The organism is Pedobacter changchengzhani (genome assembly GCF_004354365.1).
Taxonomy (GTDB): domain Bacteria; phylum Bacteroidota; class Bacteroidia; order Sphingobacteriales; family Sphingobacteriaceae; genus Pedobacter; species Pedobacter changchengzhani.
Window position 1 is genome coordinate 156,214 of record NZ_SJCY01000001.1, and the last position, 18,529, is coordinate 174,742.

Annotated in this window: 18 protein-coding genes; 10 read left to right on the top strand and 8 right to left on the bottom strand. The window is 35.9% G+C overall.

Annotated elements, in window-relative coordinates:
* Positions 1 to 364: 364 nt before the first annotated feature.
* The 5 genes from EZJ43_RS00675 to fumC form a co-directional block, all read right to left on the bottom strand.
* A complete protein-coding gene (locus tag EZJ43_RS00675) occupies positions 365 to 799 on the bottom strand; it encodes a low molecular weight protein-tyrosine-phosphatase (protein ID WP_133260731.1) in 435 nt (144 codons plus the stop codon).
* Between the two features lie 244 nt (positions 800 to 1,043).
* On the bottom strand, positions 1,044 to 1,850 hold the full coding sequence (locus EZJ43_RS00680; protein ID WP_133260732.1) for a S1/P1 nuclease: 807 nt from the start codon (positions 1,848 to 1,850) through the stop codon (positions 1,044 to 1,046).
* A 20-nt stretch (positions 1,851 to 1,870) separates the two neighbouring features.
* Entirely contained in the window at positions 1,871 to 2,410 is a 540-nt protein-coding gene (locus EZJ43_RS00685; protein WP_243718014.1) for a fumarate hydratase, read from the bottom strand.
* 2 nt (positions 2,411 to 2,412) lie between these two features.
* Positions 2,413 to 2,748 carry a hypothetical protein gene (locus tag EZJ43_RS00690; protein ID WP_133260733.1) on the bottom strand — a complete coding sequence of 112 codons (336 nt, stop codon included), beginning with the start codon at positions 2,746 to 2,748 and terminating at the stop codon, positions 2,413 to 2,415.
* 137 nt (positions 2,749 to 2,885) lie between these two features.
* The gene (fumC, locus tag EZJ43_RS00695; RefSeq protein ID WP_133260734.1) at positions 2,886 to 4,289 is read right to left on the bottom strand and encodes a class II fumarate hydratase; all 1,404 of its coding nucleotides are present in this window, start codon (positions 4,287 to 4,289) and stop codon (positions 2,886 to 2,888) included.
* Positions 4,290 to 4,773: 484 nt separating this feature from the next.
* Between fumC and EZJ43_RS00700 the strand changes: the two genes are divergently transcribed.
* From EZJ43_RS00700 to hisS, 3 genes are all read left to right on the top strand, one after another.
* Entirely contained in the window at positions 4,774 to 6,048 is a 1,275-nt protein-coding gene (locus EZJ43_RS00700; protein WP_165953054.1) for an IS4 family transposase, read from the top strand.
* A gap of 330 nt (positions 6,049 to 6,378) precedes the next feature.
* On the top strand, positions 6,379 to 6,609 hold the full coding sequence (locus tag EZJ43_RS00705; protein WP_133260736.1) for a hypothetical protein: 231 nt from the start codon (positions 6,379 to 6,381) through the stop codon (positions 6,607 to 6,609).
* A 241-nt stretch (positions 6,610 to 6,850) separates the two neighbouring features.
* Positions 6,851 to 8,239, top strand: coding sequence for a histidine--tRNA ligase (hisS, locus tag EZJ43_RS00710; protein WP_133260737.1), 1,389 nt, complete (start codon positions 6,851 to 6,853; stop codon positions 8,237 to 8,239).
* 252 nt (positions 8,240 to 8,491) lie between these two features.
* Here hisS and EZJ43_RS00715 read toward each other — a convergent pair whose 3' ends face one another.
* Positions 8,492 to 9,223, bottom strand: coding sequence for a class I SAM-dependent methyltransferase (locus EZJ43_RS00715; protein ID WP_133260738.1), 732 nt, complete (start codon positions 9,221 to 9,223; stop codon positions 8,492 to 8,494).
* A 391-nt stretch (positions 9,224 to 9,614) separates the two neighbouring features.
* Here EZJ43_RS00715 and EZJ43_RS00720 point away from each other — a divergent pair, with 391 nt between their 5' ends.
* The 4 genes from EZJ43_RS00720 (at position 9,615) to EZJ43_RS00735 (ending at position 13,961) form a co-directional block, all read left to right on the top strand.
* Positions 9,615 to 10,895, top strand: coding sequence for a replication-associated recombination protein A (locus EZJ43_RS00720; protein WP_133260739.1), 1,281 nt, complete (start codon positions 9,615 to 9,617; stop codon positions 10,893 to 10,895).
* Positions 10,896 to 10,951: 56 nt separating this feature from the next.
* Positions 10,952 to 12,424 carry a DUF5687 family protein gene (locus tag EZJ43_RS00725; protein ID WP_133260740.1) on the top strand — a complete coding sequence of 491 codons (1,473 nt, stop codon included), beginning with the start codon at positions 10,952 to 10,954 and terminating at the stop codon, positions 12,422 to 12,424.
* 2 nt (positions 12,425 to 12,426) lie between these two features.
* Positions 12,427 to 13,119, top strand: a complete 693-nt coding sequence (locus EZJ43_RS00730; protein WP_207924540.1) for an ABC transporter ATP-binding protein — start codon at positions 12,427 to 12,429, stop codon at positions 13,117 to 13,119.
* Positions 13,120 to 13,283: 164 nt separating this feature from the next.
* Positions 13,284 to 13,961, top strand: a complete 678-nt coding sequence (locus EZJ43_RS00735) for an OmpA family protein (protein WP_133260742.1) — start codon at positions 13,284 to 13,286, stop codon at positions 13,959 to 13,961.
* 279 nt (positions 13,962 to 14,240) lie between these two features.
* On the opposite strand, the gene EZJ43_RS00740 is transcribed toward EZJ43_RS00735, so the two are convergent.
* Positions 14,241 to 14,585 (bottom strand): hypothetical protein, encoded by a 345-nt coding sequence (locus EZJ43_RS00740; RefSeq protein WP_133260743.1) that lies wholly within the window; start codon positions 14,583 to 14,585, stop codon positions 14,241 to 14,243.
* A gap of 104 nt (positions 14,586 to 14,689) precedes the next feature.
* Here EZJ43_RS00740 and EZJ43_RS00745 point away from each other — a divergent pair, with 104 nt between their 5' ends.
* The 3 genes from EZJ43_RS00745 to EZJ43_RS00755 are packed head-to-tail and all read left to right on the top strand — an operon-like array spanning position 14,690 to position 17,424.
* Positions 14,690 to 15,715, top strand: a complete 1,026-nt coding sequence (locus EZJ43_RS00745; protein ID WP_133261133.1) for a Gfo/Idh/MocA family oxidoreductase — start codon at positions 14,690 to 14,692, stop codon at positions 15,713 to 15,715.
* Between the two features lie 23 nt (positions 15,716 to 15,738).
* A complete protein-coding gene (locus EZJ43_RS00750; protein ID WP_133260744.1) occupies positions 15,739 to 16,515 on the top strand; it encodes a M90 family metallopeptidase in 777 nt (258 codons plus the stop codon).
* Positions 16,516 to 16,521: 6 nt separating this feature from the next.
* A complete protein-coding gene (locus EZJ43_RS00755) occupies positions 16,522 to 17,424 on the top strand; it encodes a DUF6263 family protein (protein WP_133260745.1) in 903 nt (300 codons plus the stop codon).
* 9 nt (positions 17,425 to 17,433) lie between these two features.
* Here the strand turns inward: EZJ43_RS00755 and EZJ43_RS00760 are convergent, their stop codons facing one another.
* Positions 17,434 to 18,420, bottom strand: coding sequence for an alpha/beta fold hydrolase (locus EZJ43_RS00760; RefSeq protein ID WP_133260746.1), 987 nt, complete (start codon positions 18,418 to 18,420; stop codon positions 17,434 to 17,436).
* Positions 18,421 to 18,529 lie beyond the last annotated feature (109 nt).

The window sequence follows — 18,529 nt, forward strand, 5'->3', positions numbered from 1 at the left end:
GGTTTAACTGTATCGATTTACAAAACTTAATCTTTTTCGACTATCAAAATACTTTTTTGCCGTTAATAAATCCTAACGCATTTATTAACCTTGAATTTGAATAAGTTTAAGCCAAACAAATATTTGCTTTGCAACTTATTTAAGTTACCTTTCTGTAGAAGATTTTCTAAATAGAAAGTTAAGGTATTTTTTTATAGACAGATTATTAAATATTTGATGGCTCAAATTAATAATCCAATAGCTTTTAACTGTTATGAACCGTTATGAATGTAGTGGCAATAATTATTTTATTGCAAAAAAATGTTTTTTTAAAAAATTACTGTTTAACGGCAATTTTTCAATATAATGAAAAAATGTGCAGAGCTTAAGTCAATTCTTTAAGGATGTGTTTGCATCTTTCTTCAATCTGTAAACAAACGGGATTAAAAAGTGCATTATCGTAATAGGGATCGTTAACCTCATCGTCATTCAGAAAAAGCTTAACTTTTTGTTTATCCTCATTTGTTTTGGCCAAATTTAAAACATCTTTTAAATTGTTTCTATCCATTACCAAAATTAGATCGTACTGTGCAAACATATTTTGATTGAAATGTTGTGCCCGTTGATTACCAATGTCGTAACCATTTGCTTTCGCAACCTGAATACTTCGTTGATCGGGAGATTGGCCAACATGCCAGTCGCCCGTTCCAGCAGACGAAATTTCCCAATTCAGTTGTTGTTGATTTGATAAGTGTTGCATAATACCTTCCGCCAGTGGCGAACGACAAATATTGCCCAAGCAAACCATTAAAATTTTCATAATAATTTAGTAGTTAGTTCCCCAAACCCAAAGGGGCTTTAAATAACAAGTAGTTTAGCGCATTGATGTTTATTCTTTATCCCCAAACCCAAAGAGGCTTTTTTGTTCATTTTTCGTTTAGGCACCAAGACCCGTCACCTGTAACCCACAACACGCAACTTTTTTCCCCCAAACCCCGAAGGGACCTTACTGACACTTTGGCTATTAACCCTCCGCCTTCAACCTTATTACCCTATACCTTATATTATCCGTAAATATCGTTCAGCATTTTAGCCAACCTTACGCCACCTTTGAGCAATTGCTGGTTCAGCGTATCTACCCATTCAAAATTATAGCGATAACCTAATTTAGAATCGGGTTTAGTGTTATCGTAAATTTTGTTGCAAACTTGATATGATTCGTAGATACAATCTTTTAGGCTTGTGTTTTGCCAGTTAGAAAATTCTATAGCCGATGGATGGTTGATCGCTTTGGCATATTCGGTATAACTTAATTGTTGATAGCCAATTAATTGTTCGTCCCAAACACGGTGTAGGTTCGATTTTTCGTTAAACCACATCACAGAAACACGATTGCCTCCCATATCATCTTTGCGGGCAACGTGCATCGGCTGACACAAATCGCCAGCTAAATGAACAAGCATGCGCAAGGCCAATCTCTTTTCGGTCATTGTGCTGGAGCTCTTTTTTAAAACAGCAGTTAAATCAATTATTTTATTGTAAATATTTGGAGATTTTTCTGTTTCTAAAATATTAAAAACACCTTCTTTATTTAATCCTGCCGGGAAGTTTACAAAATGCCAGTTGTACATGTAATTATACGAAGAATCTGATTTTATAAAATCGCCCCAATTTGCACACATGGCAAGTGTTTCGTAGCCTAAAATATCTTGAACAGCTTTTCGGGTTTTAGTTTTTAAGTAACTATCGGCAATTTCGCCAACTACGCGGTGACCAATGGTTCCCCAAGCATTTGCTTGAATAGGTAAATAAGCTAAAAGACCTACAATTAAACTTACTTTAATTTTCTTTTTTATAGATGTAAAAATCATTTTATGTTTTATTTAAACTGTTACAAAGGTTTTTGTACACAGGTTACTTTTTCTTTCAAATTTAAAGTGATTTGCCTTTGATCGGTTAAATTTTCGAGTAACAATGTTGTAGATGAAGATTTTTTAATTAGGAATTTTTTTTCGTAACGCCCAATACGGTAACAGCCAGAAATTTTTTGTTTGTAATTGGCGTGGGTGTAAGTAGCGCCTAAAAATAAAGTATCGCCTATAACGGCATAAACCCCTTTTGCATATTCTTTCCATACACCTTTGTTAAAACATGAATCTGAATAGAAATTTACTTTGCTGTAGGTAACAAAATCTATATAAACCGAATCGCAGCTAAATTTAAAATGATGTTTTGTGTAAGTGTTTAATTTGTTGCTTAAGGCAACGGAATCCTCATTCCAAACACCTTGCATAAAAGGTTCTCCTTTGCCCTGAATATTGGGTAAGCGTGTACAGGCAGAAAAAGCGAAGAGCAATAAACACAATAAAAGTCTTAAATTTCTCGAGTTGATGCTCACATTTTGGTCACTATTTTCTTTCAATTTAAACATAGTTAATTCTCTGTATTTGGTGGAAAGAAATTTTGAACGTTAATTCTTCCCCTAATCACATTCGTAATTAAAATGAAAAATCCAATTGCAAAAAGAATTTCTGCAATAAAACTTATTACACGAGCAATTTCATAATAAAAAGTAACATTCATAGCACCACCGCTCATAAACATCGGCATAATTACACTGTAAAATATTGATAAAATTACGCTGATTCCCGAACCAATAAAAAGCAAAATAGAATCTGGTTTTACCCTTTTGGAAAGGTAAAGACAACACGCTATAAAAATTAATACCGGACTAATTAAGGATAGTAGATTAATCAAGGATGTAAACATTGAGTCGTATTTTTTAAAATTTGTTACTTTGGCACTTATGGAGTTACTAGTACTAAACATACAACTGTGCAATTAGCATTAGTAACTTTTTTCTTCTTTATACATGAACGTTAGAAAGAAATTCCCCCTTCAGGGGGCTAGGGGGTTTTCAAACTCCCAACCATATCTTCTGGGCGCACCCATTCATCAAACTGCTCATTAGTCAGTAAGCCCAACTCTACAGCAGCTGCTTTTAGCGTTTTATTTTCTTTATGCGCTTTTTTTGCAATTTTAGCTGCATTTTCATAACCCACATGAGGGTTTAAAGCCGTAACCAACATCAACGAATTTTGTAAATGTTTTTCAATTTCTGGTAGATTGGCTGTAATGCCTTCCGCACATTTATCGTTGAAGGAAACACAAGCATCGCCAATTAAACGGGCCGATTGCAATACGTTTGCAGCAATAACTGGTTTAAAAACGTTCAGTTCGAAATGGCCATTCATACCACCAATAGAAACCGCAACATCGTTGCCTATAACTTGCGCACAAACCATGGTCATGGCTTCTGGTTGCGTTGGATTAACTTTACCTGGCATAATTGAAGATCCTGGTTCGTTATCAGGAATTACAATTTCGCCAATGCCACAACGCGGACCAGAGCTTAACATCCTAACATCGTTTGCAACTTTCATTAACGAAACTGCTGTGCGTTTTAAAGCGCCAGAAAGCTCAACCATTGCATCATGCGCAGCCAAAGCTTCAAATTTATTTGGAGCCGTTACAAATGGTAAACCTGTAAGTTCGGCAATTTTTTTAGCCACTAAAACATCGTAACCTTTTGGTGTATTTAAACCTGTACCAACTGCTGTACCGCCCAAAGCCAATTCGGCAACCATTACCAAAGCATTTTTAATGGCTCTGATGCTGTTGTCTATTTGTTGTACATACCCAGAAAATTCTTGTCCTAAGGTTAGTGGCGTAGCATCCATAAAATGGGTACGACCAGTTTTAACAATTGTACTAAATTCTTCAACTTTTTTAGCTAAAGTATTGCGCAATTTCTCTAACCCGGGGATTGTGTTTTCTACCGTAAGTTTATAGGCTGCAATGTGCATCGCGGTTGGGAAAGTATCGTTGCTCGATTGCGATTTGTTTACATCATCATTTGGATGAAGCACTTTTTTATCATCAGCCAATTGGCCACCGTTAATTACGTGGGCACGGTTGGCAATTACTTCGTTCCCGTTCATGTTACTTTGCGTACCCGATCCTGTTTGCCAAATTACCAGTGGAAATTGGTCATCTAATTTGCCCGCAATAATCTCATCACATGCTTTAGCAATTAGTTCGGCTTTATCAGCAGTAAGCACACCAAGTTCGGTGTTCGCCATTGCTGCAGCTTTTTTCAAATAGCCAAAAGCATGAATAATTTCCTTAGGCATTGAACCTTCTGGTCCAATTTTAAAGTTATTGCGTGAACGTTCGGTTTGCGCACCCCAATATTTATCGGCAGGCACCTGTACTTCGCCCATGGTATCGTGTTCTATTCTGAAACTCATGATAATTTTGATTTTTGTTGTGGCAAATTTAAGCCTTTAGTTTTTTAAAGCGTTGTATTTATGTAAGATATTTCCTTCTGGTTGATTAAACTGATTTATAGATTACAAGATTTTTAATTTGGAAAGGTACTGTAGTGGTTTTTTTGGGATGGGTTCGGTCCCGTCGTTCGCTGTATTTCACAGCTATTCTTCGACTCCGCTCAGAATTACAGCTGTAAAATGCCGCTTCCACCGGGTTTAGAAACTTCTGAAATTGCAATTAACAAGGAAATATGGGTTAGGTTTTGGCTAAAGCCTTGGGTGCTTATTTTAAAGTTCCGTTGGTTGAAACCCAATGTCATTTAGTTAAGGATAAAACACGAAAAAACCATTGAGTACTAATTAAAAATTAGTTCTTTGTAATTGACTAAAACAACAAAGCTCAATGGTTAATGCAAACATAGCTATAATTACAGAATTACAGACATTCTTGTCTACCCTCAGTATGGATTCTTCCATTCGTAGTTTATTTACAAACAATAAGGGTGATTTCAGTAGGAATAGAAAGCTTCCCCTTTCTCGTTTAGTAGCTCTAATCCTTAATATGCCCAAACGTAGTTTAAGTATAGAAGTAAACGAGTTTTTTTCCACTTTAGGCCTAGAGTATGAAGAAAGCTGTGGTAAATCAGCTTTCTGTCTTCAACGAACCAAGCTTAATCCTCTATTTTTTAGCGTTTGGAATGATTGGCTAGTAAGTTTGTTCTATCAACATTATGGAGAAGATGTAAAACGGTGGCGGGGCTTTAAACTGCAGGCAGTTGATGGCAGTACTGCTTACTTGGTAAACAAGCCAGAGGTAATTGATTACTTTGGTATTGCTGGAAATGGCGAGTGTAAGGTTCCGATGGCAAGGGTCATGCAGGTGTACGATATTTTAAACGAAGTGACGGTATGGGGTAATATGTACCCGGTCAAGGTATCAGAACGCAGTATCATGCATTATCGCATTCAATGTTTTGCAGAGGACAGCCTGAGTATCTTCGATAGAGGCTTTCCAAGTTTCGCGCTAATGTACCTAATGGAGAACCAGGAAAGACCCAGATATTTTGTAATGCGCTGCAGGGGTGATTTTAACAAAGAAACGCTCGCTTTTTTACAAGGAAATGAAAATGACTGTACTGTAGAGCTAAAAGCAGGATATAAAGCTATAAGAACATTAAGGGATCAAGGGTACTTAACCACTGCAGAAACTTCCTTAAAGGTAAGGATGGTAAAAGTGGAGCTATCGACGGGCGAGATAGAGATACTGCTAACAAACCTATACAACCAATTGAACTATAATGTTTTAGATCTAAAAGAGCTGTACAGGTTAAAATGGGCAATAGAAACATCTTATAGTCACCAAAAGAACCAGCAACAGATGGAACAGTTCAGTGGCCACAGATCGATCTGCATTCTTCAGGATTATTTAGCAGGGCTGTTCGTTTCAAACTTGCAGTGCCTAATCGAAAAACAGTGCGAACCCTATTTACAAGAGAAGAACAAAACAAGAAAATATCGCCAAAAAATCAATAAAAATGTCAGTTGGGCCGCATTAAAGCATAATATTGTGAAATTATTTCTGTTCAGTAATCCAGAGAAAATATTACTTGTCTTGCAAAAAGAGTTTGAAAGAAACATTGAACCAAAAAGGCCCGGTAGGCACAATCCGAGGATAAAAAAATCACGTAGGCTGACTGGAAAATATTACACAGTAACAAACTATAGAAGAGCTATATAACCCTTAACTAAATGACATTGGGTTGAAACCAACGGCAAGGAATTGAATTACGCCATTACAATCTATTTTCTTCATCCGATAGCTATAGGATGCAAGGCACGAACTAATCTAATTTAACGATAGAGTTTGCTTTCGCGAGTATTTGGGACAGGCTGTGCCTCGCAACCACGAGATTTGTTAGTCAGGAAATGTTTTCCTGGCTTACTGATGTGAGGATTTTAAATCCTCCACACAATTAGGAAATGTTTTGTTATTTCGAAACCTAAACAAAGCGATAATGTTTTCGCCTCCCATCAAATCCATTACAGCTTTTTATTCTTATCTTTAAAAATGAATTTTTCGCTCAAATTATTTTACCTAACTTTTTGCTTAGTCTTTGTAGCAAACTTTGCGCACGCAGCAATGCTGGGTACACCTGAAATTATTTTGCTTTTGGTCGCAATGGTTTTGATTATGGTGCCATTCGGATTGGTGATCTGGCTAATTATTTATCTCGTAAATAAGAAAAAATCGAAAGAAGTAATTAATCGGGATAATAGGCCATTTCCAGATAGAAAATAGCTGTAGTTTCTCTAAACTTTACACTTGCTAGTCCGGAAATGTTTTCCGGACTTATTGAGCTGAGGATTTTAAAATCCTCCATTCGAGAATCAGGATTGCAAATCCTGATCAACAGATAAACACACAAATATCGAAAACCTTCATATTCTTTGTGCCTTTATGGTTTTCCACTTTCTCTGTATTCTCTGTGAAAATCTCGATGTCCTCTGTGGTTAATAAACCTTTTTGTACTTTTGCGCTTATGTCAGTTATTAAACCCTCGTTAGCAAAAGGTACACGCGATTTTACGCCTGTTGAAATGGTTAAACGCAACTTTATTTACGATACCATAAAAACGGTTTTCAAAAAATATGGTTATGCCGAAATTCAAACGCCAAGTTTCGAAAACCTTTCTACCCTAACGGGCAAATATGGTGATGAAGGTGATAAATTGATTTTTAAAATATTAAATAGTGGCGATTATTTAGGGAAAATCGACGAACAACTACTTACAACCCGTAACTCACAACTCGCAACCTCAAAGCTTTCAGAAAAAGCACTTCGTTACGATTTAACTGTTCCTTTTGCCCGCTACGTGGTGATGCACCAAAACGAAATCACCCTGCCTTTTAAACGCTTTCAAGTACAGCCGGTTTGGCGTGCCGATAGACCGCAAAAAGGAAGATATAGAGAGTTTTACCAATGTGATGTAGATGTTGTAGGCTCAGAAAGCTTATTAAATGAAGCTGAATTTATTTTAATTTACGATGAAGCTTTAAGCAAATTGGGGTTAAAAGATTTTACCATCAAAATTAACAATAGAAAAATATTATCCGGCATAGCCGAAATTATAGGTAAGCCCGATTTGATTATTGATATGACGGTAGCCATTGATAAACTGGATAAAATTGGTTTAGACGGCGTAAGTAAAGAATTGCTAGAACGCGGTTTTACCGAGGTAGATTTAGAAAAACTTCGTCCTGTAATTTTGTTAGAAGGCACAAACGAAGAAAAGTTAGCAAGTTTGAAAAGCGTTTTATCAGCCTCTGAAATAGGTTTAAAAGGTATCGCCGAAATTGAACAGGTTTTCGAATATGTTAATTTACTAAACTCATCACTCATCACTCATCGCTCAAAACTAGAGTTAGATATAACCCTTGCTCGCGGTTTAAACTACTATACAGGTTGCATTTTCGAGGTTAAAACAAACGAGGTTGCTATGGGCAGTATTGGCGGTGGTGGCAGATATGATGATTTGACTGGAATGTTTGGACTAAAAGGGTTAACGGGCGTTGGCGTTTCTTTTGGCGCAGATCGTATTTACGATGTTTTAGAAGAGCTGAATCTTTTCCCAGCATCATCAGAAGTGGGTACAAAAGTGCTGATTAGTAATTTTGATGCAGAAGCCGAGAAATACGCTTTGCCAATTTTACAGCAATTTAGAAATGCAGGTATTTCTGCCGAATTATACCCGGCATCAGCGAAGCTTAAAAAACAAATGGCTTATGCCGATGCGAAAAAAATACCGTACGTAGTTTTAATTGGTGGCGATGAAATTGCAAGTGGCGAGCTTACCTTTAAAAATATGGAAACTGGTGAACAAAAGAAACTGAGTGCTTCTGCTATTTTGGAGTTGCTGTTGAAGGGTTAACCACAGAGGACACCGAGGTTTTCACAGAGAAAAACAGAGTTTTATAGCAAATCTGTCATTTTGGGGTAAGAGGCAATCTGCTTAATGAGTTTGCTTTCCCGAAAAGTCGGGAAAGGCAATACCTCGCCATGATATGTCATGAGTCTGGCACAAGCTTCTCGTTTGCGCCTTGAAAGTTTTATTAATATGTTTTTACTTTGTGTCCTCTGTGTATTTCTCCGTTTCCTCTGTGGTAAAAAGTACAGTACTATCCTACCTACCAATCCGCAATAAGATCGGGAAATGCACATCTTTCTCCGCATCGCTTCCCCAAGCTTCTTTTAACTCCGTAAACATATATTCTAACGGGTTTCTATCATTTGCTTTTTTGTAATGTTGCAATGCCGACCAAGTATTTAAATAGCCAATTAATTGGTTAAAATTCCAAGTCGTTTTCATTTCGAAATGTGGCGTCGCAATTTCATCAAATGGGAAAGGAATGGTTTTGTAACCATCTTCAATGTAGCTGCGTTCGGGATCCCAATATTTGCCCAAAATATCTTCGTAAAGTTTATGCACAGCTTTATCTACTTTTTTATCAATAAACATCACACCATAACCAATTACTGCCAAAATTCCATCGTGTTTTAACGTGCGGTTTACTTCTGTATAAAAGGCTTCAAAATTAAACCAATGTATAGCTTGTGCTACGGTTATTAAGTCAAAGGTTTTAGCTGCTACTTCAGTATGATCGGAGGATTCTACTTTGTAAATAATATTTGGAAGTTTTAAAGCTTGATTAATTTGTTGTTCGCTAATATCTGTTGCGTAAACCGATTCGAAATGTAACGCCAACTCGCGTGCAACTTGCCCATTTCCGGTTGCACAATCCCAAGCTACATTTTTGCTTTTTAATAAAGAGAATAAATATTCATATAATTCCTTTGGGTAGGTTGGACGATAAATTGCATATTCTGCGGCTTGGGTAGAGAAGTTATCTTTCATGTTATAAATTTAAACAATAGAATTGAATTTTGTTTTTAGGTTTCAGAATTTAAACACGGCGCGCACCGATTTTTTTACAGCGTTCATACGGAAAATCTGTTTAATTCACTTCCTTTTAGTATCTAACGAATAATTTCTTGTTCGTTTTTATTGGCCGTTGAGCGCGTTAACGATGGAAGCGGCATCCTTTTTTGCGTTCATCCTGAGCGTAGTCGAAGGACAGCAAAAAAGATACAGCGGACAGCGTGTAAAAACGCCCAAATTAAATTTAACATTGCAAAAAGTATTTTGCTTAATTCAATAAAATTAAATCAAAACCTTACGCTGTGCGTTTTTCTGCCATCTCTGTGGTAAAATCACGCAAAGCGATCAATTTTATTATCTTTACATTATGCAAAACCAAGCACCTTTAGCCGAACGGATGCGCCCTCAAAACCTCGATGAATATGTTGGACAACAACATTTAGTTGGCGTTGGTGCAGTTTTACGCAAAGCGATAGAAAGCGGACAGTTGCCGTCGATGATTTTTTGGGGGCCGCCCGGTGTTGGTAAAACCACTTTAGCATATATTATTTCTCAATCTTTAGATCGGCCATTTTTTAATTTGAGCGCCATAAATAGTGGCGTAAAAGATATACGCGAAGTAATTGATAAAGCCGTACAGCTGAAAGATAGCTTTTTAGGGGTGCCGATTTTATTTATAGATGAAATTCACAGGTTTAGTAAGTCGCAACAAGATAGTTTGTTGGGTGCGGTAGAGCGTGGTTTGGTTACTTTAATTGGCGCCACAACCGAAAATCCATCATTTGAGGTTATTTCCGCTTTGCTTTCACGGTGCCAAGTTTATATTTTAAAATCTTTAACTGAAGAAGAACTGGTTGGTTTACTTCAAACTGCAATAAAAAAAGATAAAGCATTAACCGAAAAGGGTGTCGAAATTAAAGAACATGAAGCTTTAATTCGTTTAAGTGGTGGCGATGCAAGGAAACTTTTAAACGTTTTAGAAATTGCTGTAAACGGTATTGGTGGAAATAAAATTACGCTTACCAATGAGAATGTACTCGAGCATGCGCAGCAAAATTTAGCCCTCTACGATAAGGCTGGCGAACAACATTACGACATTATTTCGGCATTTATAAAATCCATCCGCGGTAGCGACCCAAATGCAGCCGTTTATTGGTTGGCTAGGATGATTGAAGGTGGAGAAGATCCTCTATTTATTGCAAGGCGACTATTAATTTTATCATCAGAAGATATTGGTAATGCCAACCCAAATGCATTACTTTTGGCAAATAACTGCTTCACTGCGGTAAATGTGATCGGTTATCCCGAGGCTAGAATTATCTTGTCGCAATGTGTAACTTATTTGGCCAGTTCGCCAAAAAGCAATGCTTCTTACGAGGCCATAAATAAAGCCCAAGCTTTGGTTAAACAAACAGGTAATTTGCCTGTGCCTTTGCATATTAGAAATGCGCCCACCAAGCTGATGAAAAATATTGGCTATGGAAAAGATTACCAATATTCGCATGGTTACGAAGGTAATTTCTCGGCACAGGAATATTTTCCCGATGAATTGAGCGGAACAAAGCTATATAACCCAGGAAAAAATGCCGCAGAACAGAAACTACGTGAAAAATTAAAAGAAAACTGGAAAGATAAATACGGTTACTGATGTAACATTTAATGAAAAAATTAAACTAATAACCTTTAAGATAACGAACCATATTTATGCTCAAAACTTTTTTAAGTCATCAATGGAAATCATTTTGGCGCGCTCGAAATAAGGCTGGGAGTGTGGCTTCGCAAGTTGTTTTAGGGTTTTTTATGCTCTATTTCTTAGGCGTTGCGCTTGCAATTGGCTTCGGTATGCCATTTTTATTAGGTTATGTTTTTAAAGGCCAAGATGTAGTAAAAAGTTTCAACGGAATTATTCTTTACTATTTTGCTTTCGATTTTTTGATGCGTTTACAACTGCAAGATTTGCCTACCTTAAGCATTGTACCATATCTTCATTTAAAAATTACCAGAAATAAGATCATTAACTTTTTAAATGTTAAAGCTTTATTTTCATTATTTAATCTTTGGCCGTTTATTTTGTTTTTGCCTTTTTGTATTATAAAAATTGGCCCGGCTTATGGCTCTTTTGTTGCTTTAATGTACATGATTGTTATACTTTCTACGGCGGTTTTTAATAACTTTTTAGTGCTGTATGTAAAGAGAAAATCTATTTCTAATGTGTGGTACACTGTTATTGGTTTAGCGATAATTGCTTCTTTTGCTGGCTTAGAATATTTCAAAGTTATATCAATTGGATCTTTCTCTGATGTAGTATTTAAACAAATAGCAACAAAACCTTATTTAGGATTTTTAACGCCGATAATCGCATTCGCTATTTTTAAATTAAATAGTATTTACTTGCTCAAAAATTTATATACAGAAGAATTAACCTCAGTACATGAGAAGAAAGTAAGTACAGATTATGCGTTTTTAAATCATTTCGGCAAAGTAGGTGAATTGGCAGCACTGGAATTAAAGCTCATATTAAGACATAAAAGACCTCGATCATCGGTTATTATGAGCTTTTTATTTCTTTTTTACGGATTTATATTTTACAAACAACCGGCAATTCAACACGATGATTTTGGCAAGATGATGTTTGGCGCTATATTTATGACTGGTATTTCTATCATTATTTATGGTCAGTTTATGTTTGCTTGGCAAAGTGCTCATTTCGATGGCTTGCTTTCAAACAAAATCAATTTTAAGGATTATATTAAAGCAAAGTTTTTACTTTTTACCATCGCAGCCACAGCAATTACGCTTTTAGCAAGCTTTTATGGCTTTTTAAGTCCGAAGTTATTGCTCCTGCACCTCGCAGCATATTTATATAATGTTGGTTTCGGCACAGTCATCGTACTTTACTTAGCTACATTAAATTATAAACGGTTAGACATTACAAAATCCGCAAGTTTTAATTACCAGGGCACAGGTGCAACACAGTGGTTGTTAATGTTACCGTATGCATTAATTCCAATATTTATTTATTTGCCTTTCGGGATTATGGATTTGCCCTACTGGGGATTATTTGCAGTTTCGGTTTTTGGCCTAATTATGCTTTTAATGCGGGGCTTTTGGGTAAACTTTATTACCGCAAGATTAGAAAAACAACGATATAAAATAGCCGAAGGCTTTAGAGAATAATTATGATTTTAGAGGTTAAAAATTTACAAAAGATTTATGGCGATAAAATCGTTGTGAACATAGAAAATTTAAACATTAAAGCAGGCGAAACCGTTGGTTTAGTAGGTAATAATGGCGCAGGTAAAACTACATTTTTCCGTATGCTTTTAGATTTAATTCGGCCTACAAATGGCGAAGTGCTATCAAAAGGTGAAAACGTAATGCACAACACCGATTGGAAAAATTATACGGCATCTTTTTTAGATGAAGGGTTTTTAATCGATTATTTAACACCCGAAGAATACTTTGTTTTTATTGGGAGTTTAAACAACTTATCTGCAGCTGATGTTGATGCATATTTGACCCATTACGTAGAATTTTTTAACGGAGAGATTTTAAAAAGTGGCAAATACATCCGCGATTTTAGTAAAGGCAACCAAAACAAAGTTGGTATTGCTGCTGCGTTAATGCAAAAGCCAGAGATTTTAATTTTAGATGAACCTTTTGCAAATTTAGATCCAACAACCCAAATTAGGTTGAAGAAAATTTTAAAAGATCATGCTGGAAATATGACCACTTTTATATCGAGTCACGATTTAAATCACGTTACTGATGTATGCAATCGAATCGTTTTGCTGGAAAAAGGTGTTGTTATAAAAGATTTTAAAACGGATCAAAATACGCTAAAAGAATTAGAAAGCTACTTCTCGGCCTAATTTGTACTAATATTTATACATCCTAATGGAATTCTCTTTTTTTTAAACAATTGTTTTTATTTCATGTTATTGAAATAAAAGCACAATTTCTACAATTGATTGACATTAAGTTAATATTGGCATTGTGTTTGTCAAGGTGTTATTAAAATTAAATAAATTATATTATGAGTATTTCAAGAACTAAAATAGCAGTATTAAGTGTTGGATTTGCGATCAGCTCGATGGCGTTTCAAAGTTGCGACAGTTTAACTAAAACCCAAAAGGGTGCAGGTATCGGTGCAGCAGCGGGTGGCGTTATCGGTGCATTAATTGGTAAAAAAGCTGGTAATACAGCTGTTGGCGCGTTAATTGGTGGTGCTATTGGTGGTACAGCTGGTGCGTTCATTGGTAAAAGAATGGATAAACAAGCTGCAGAGATTCAAAAAGCAATTCCGAATGCAGAGGTAATTCGCGAGGGTGAAGGTATTATTGTAAAATTTGATAGTGGTATTTTATTCGATTTTGATAAAACAGCTTTAAAAGATGCTGCAAAAACAAACGTTCAAAGTTTAGCTGCATCATTAAACCAGTATCCTGATACCGATATTAAAATTATCGGTCATACTGATAATAAAGGAACAGAAGTTTATAACCAAGGTTTATCAGAAAGAAGAGCAGCGGCAGTTAAAGCTTATGCGGTTTCTCAAGGTGTACCATCATCTAGATTGGTAACGATTGGTAAAGGTTTCTCTGAGCCAATTGCAGATAACGATACTGATGCAGGACGTGCAGCTAACCGTCGTGTAGAGATTGTAATCGTAGCAAATGATTCATTAAAAGACACAGCAAAAAAAGAAGGATAAAATTATCAATTCCCTCTATTTATGAGGTCATTATATATCCAACCCCGATGCAAAACATCGGGGTTTTTTGTTTTAAATAAAATCTTGAATATTGATAGACGCAAAGCATCTTTAGAGCTTATCGTTTTTACTAAAACCGTTTGGCCATCATGTTATACCTTTGCATTAGAATTTCCCGACTGCTTGGAAGGATACTAAATGGTGAGGCTTCTCTTTCCAAAAACCACTGTGTTCTCTGTGAAAATCTCTGTGCGCTCTGTGCTTAATTGTATAAAGTTGTTAAGTATATATATCCTCGAAATAACTCACCACTAAAGATTTCATTAACATTTCTTGCTCCAGCATGGTATATGATGGAATTGCTTTAATCAATTTCCAGTGCGGCCAGCCATCTTGATCAATTCCTTCCAATTCGTAAAAATCCATCTCACTCAAAAGCCTACATGTTGCAATATGCATTAACTCCTCCTTTTGGCGCTTGCTGTATTTCTTTGGCCCTTTGCCCAATTCCTGCACACCAATTAAAAACAGCATCACTTTCAGATCCGGAAAATCTGAATCAAATTCTTGAACAATTCGTTGTTGCAAAACTTTCCACTTAGCATTAATCTCCGACGGTTTCATATCGCCAAAGATAATGTAAAAACAGCAGTTCACTTTATTAAAAAGGTTGATGATTTGCCATAAAACATTAAACCATTATTGTACTTTTGGATAGAAAACAAATGATGAAAGTTAATACTGATAAAATAATTAATGCGGGTTTGTTGGCTTATGGTATGTCGGGCAGGGTTTTCCATGCGCCATTTTTAAATGCCCACGAAGGTTTTAATTTTAAAGCAATAGTAGAGCGAAACCGTAAAATTGCTCAAAATGATTATCCAAACTTAATCAGTTATAACTGCGTTGATGACCTCTTAAACGATGATGAAATAGATTTAGTCGCAATTAATACCCCAAATAATCTCCATTACGAACACTCAAAGTTAGCGCTACAAAATGGAAAAAGTATTTTGGTTGAAAAACCATTTACTGCAACTAGTAAACAGGCAAAAGAAATATTTGCTTTAGCGAAAGAGGTTGGCAAAAAAGTATTTGTATATCAAAATAGAAGATATGATAGTGGCTTCAAGGCAGTAAAAAAGATAATCGAAAGTGGCGAATTGGGTAATTTGGTCGAAGTGCATTTTCGTTACGATAGGTATAGAAATGAAATTGGTCCAAAAACTTTTAAAGAGGATTTGGTAGAAGCCACAGGTTTACAATACGATTTAGGGCCACATTTAATCGACCAAGCAATCGCTTTATTTGGCAAGCCAGAAAAATACCATAAAGTCCTGAGTAAAAATCGAGCGGGCACCAAAGTAGATGATTATTTTGCAATCCAACTCTCTTATCCAAATCAATTAAACGTGTTTCTAACTTCCAGTATGCTGGTAGCCGCCATTAAGGAAGCGTTTGTAATTAATGGAACAAATGGCTCTTTCAGTAAAAACCATGCCGATGTACAAGAAGCACAATTACTTAAAGGCATTAAACCAACAGATGCAGGTTACGGAATCGAAAAGCCTGAAGATGCTGGAATACTGACCTTAGTTACGGAAAACGGAGGCAGAAATACTGAAATCCTTCCATCCGAAAAGGGCGATTATATGGCTATTTTTGAGGCGGTTTACCAAAATTTAATCAACAACAAGCCTTATCCAATTACAGAAGAGGCTATTATAACACAATTAGAAATAATAGAAAGCTAATTGATAAACATTTAATCTTAAATATGAGCACATTACCTTTTGGCTATTTAATACCTATTTTTTTAATCGTTCTTTATTTCATTTTAAGAAAGAAGAAACCCGCAGTAGAACCTTTAACAGTAACCGACAAACAAATTTTGGAGGATTATGTAAGTTTTTATCATAAGCTGAGCACCGAGAATAAAACTCGCTTTGAGCAAAAAATCGCCTCATTTTTTAGCAATGTAAAGATAGAAGCTGTGGGTTTAGAGATGACTACTTTGGATGAACTGCTGATTGCATCGAGCGCTGTTATACCAATTTTCGGCTTTGATGATTGGACTTATAAAAATTTAAGTACAGTGCTTTTATATCCCGATACTTTTAACAAGGATTTTCAATTTGAACAGGGAAGTGAGCGTAATGTGATGGGAATGGTTGGAACGGGTTATATGAACGGACAAATGATTTTATCGCGTTCGGCTTTAAGACACGGTTTTTCCAAAAGCGCAGGAAAAGAAAATACAGCAATTCATGAGTTTGTTCATTTGCTAGATAAATCTGACGGTGCGACAGATGGCATTCCAGAAAATTTATTGAGCCATCAATATACCTTGCCATGGGTAAAAATGATGCACGAAGAAATTGAACGGATTAAAGATGATAAATCGGATATTAACCCGTACGCAATGACCAATCAGGCAGAATTTTTTGCCGTTGTTTCCGAATATTTTTTCGAAAGACCCGATTTACTTAAAGAAAAACATCCCGATCTATATCAAATGTTAAGTCGTGCATTTGCTCAAAACCCAATAAAATAATCATTTATGAAAATTAATAAATTTACCGCAGTACTAACGTTAACATTTTTTGTAGCGCTTAGTGTAAGTGCGCAGAAAACCTACACCATTAAACAAAATTTCCCTATTGGTAAGAAATATCTTATAAAGATGATTTCAGATCAGTTTATCTCGCAGAAAATTGGCGAGCAAAATATTGATTTAAAACAAAATATTGGGACAGATTACACATTCGATATTCGTAATGGCAATGATTCGGAAAAAAATATTGAAGTAACGTACGATCGTATTTACATGACGTCGGAAACAGGCGGAAATAAAATGAATATAGATTCTGATGATCAAGACACCACAAAAGCCAATCCATTTAGAAAACTTAAGGGTGCGGGTTTTACAATGATCATGTTGCACGATGGATCTGTAAAATCGATAAACGGTGTAGATAAAATGCTAAATGATATGACCTCGAGCATGTCTAAAGATACGGCAGTTGTTCGTTCGATTAAACAATCGTTGGCCAAACAATTTAACGCAGAAAGTTTAAAGCAAACCATGGAATCATCGCTAAAAATTTATCCATCAAAACCAATTAAAATTGGTGAAAGTTGGGTTTCTGCAACCAAAGTTAATTTGGCAATGCCAATGGAAATGAATTCGACTTATACATTAAAAGATGTTAAAGGCAATATTGCTTATCTAACCATAAGTGGAACATTAGCTTCCAAAGGCAGTTTTGATGCAATGAATAATAAAATGGAAACCGATTTAAAGGGCACAAACATAGGTGATGCTGAGCTCGATCTTAATACAGGGTTGATTATGAACGCGCATTCTCGTATCGAAATGGACGGCACAATAAAAGCACAAGGTCAAAATATTGCTTTTAAACTCCAGGGAATTACTAAGATCGAGGCAAAAGAAATTAAATAATTTAGATGTTTATAACCCGCCAATTAAAGCAATCAAAAATTCTGTTGTAATTTCAACATGTGGAATATGCCCACAGTCTTCAAATTCTATAATTTTTGAGCCTGGTATTTTTAGTGCTGTATTTTTGCCTAAAAACCTGTAAAGCCCATGTATTGCTTGCTGATCTTTAGATAAAAGCCCCTTGCCAACTATTGTTTTATCTTCCTTACCGATAAATAAAATGGTTGGCACTTTTAAATCTTTAAATTCATCAACAACAGGTTGTTCATAAATCATGTTGTAGGTTAGCGCAGCAACTTTGGCAGCTTTTGGGTAATCGGCACTAAAAGTGGGGCCGGCGGCAATGTTTACCAAATAATCGTATTCTGGTTTCCAAATGGTAAAGTACGAGCTTTGATAATATTTTTTAATGCTTTGCGCAGTATTTTTAAGCTCACGTTTGTATTGTTCCTCAACGGTTGATGCAGGTACAAAAGCTTTATAATCTTCTAAACCAATTGGGTTTTCGAGTAATAATTTATCCATTCTTTCTGGATACATTAAAGCAAAACGCGTAGCCAACATACCGCCCATACTGTGTCCCAAAATCGAAGTTTTTTTGATACCCAAAGTATCCAAAAGCTTTTTATTCCATTCGGCAAGCTGTTTAAAGGTGTAATTAATAATCGGTTTGGATGATCGGCCAAAGCCAATTTGGTCTGGTGCAATTACCCTAAAACCAACTGCAGCAAGTGCTTTAATCACACTTCCCCAGTAATAACCTCCAAAGTTCTTACCATGGAATAACATCACGGTTCTTCCGTTTGGGGTAATTGTTGGTGCCACATCCATATAGGCCATGTTAATATCTTGGCCGTCGATATTTAAGGGTAGATATTTAAGGGCATAAGGATATTTTACACCCTCTAAATTAATAGAAAGTGTGTCTATTTTCTGTGCTTTCGCCGATGTAATATAAATTATTGAAAGCGTTAGTAGAATTAAGATTCTTCTCATTATGAATGTTTGAATTGCGAATTGTTAATGATTTGCAAATTTACACAATTTAAGCGTCCTTAATTTTTTAACTTAATTTATGTTCTCAATTATAAGCTTTCTGTAAAAT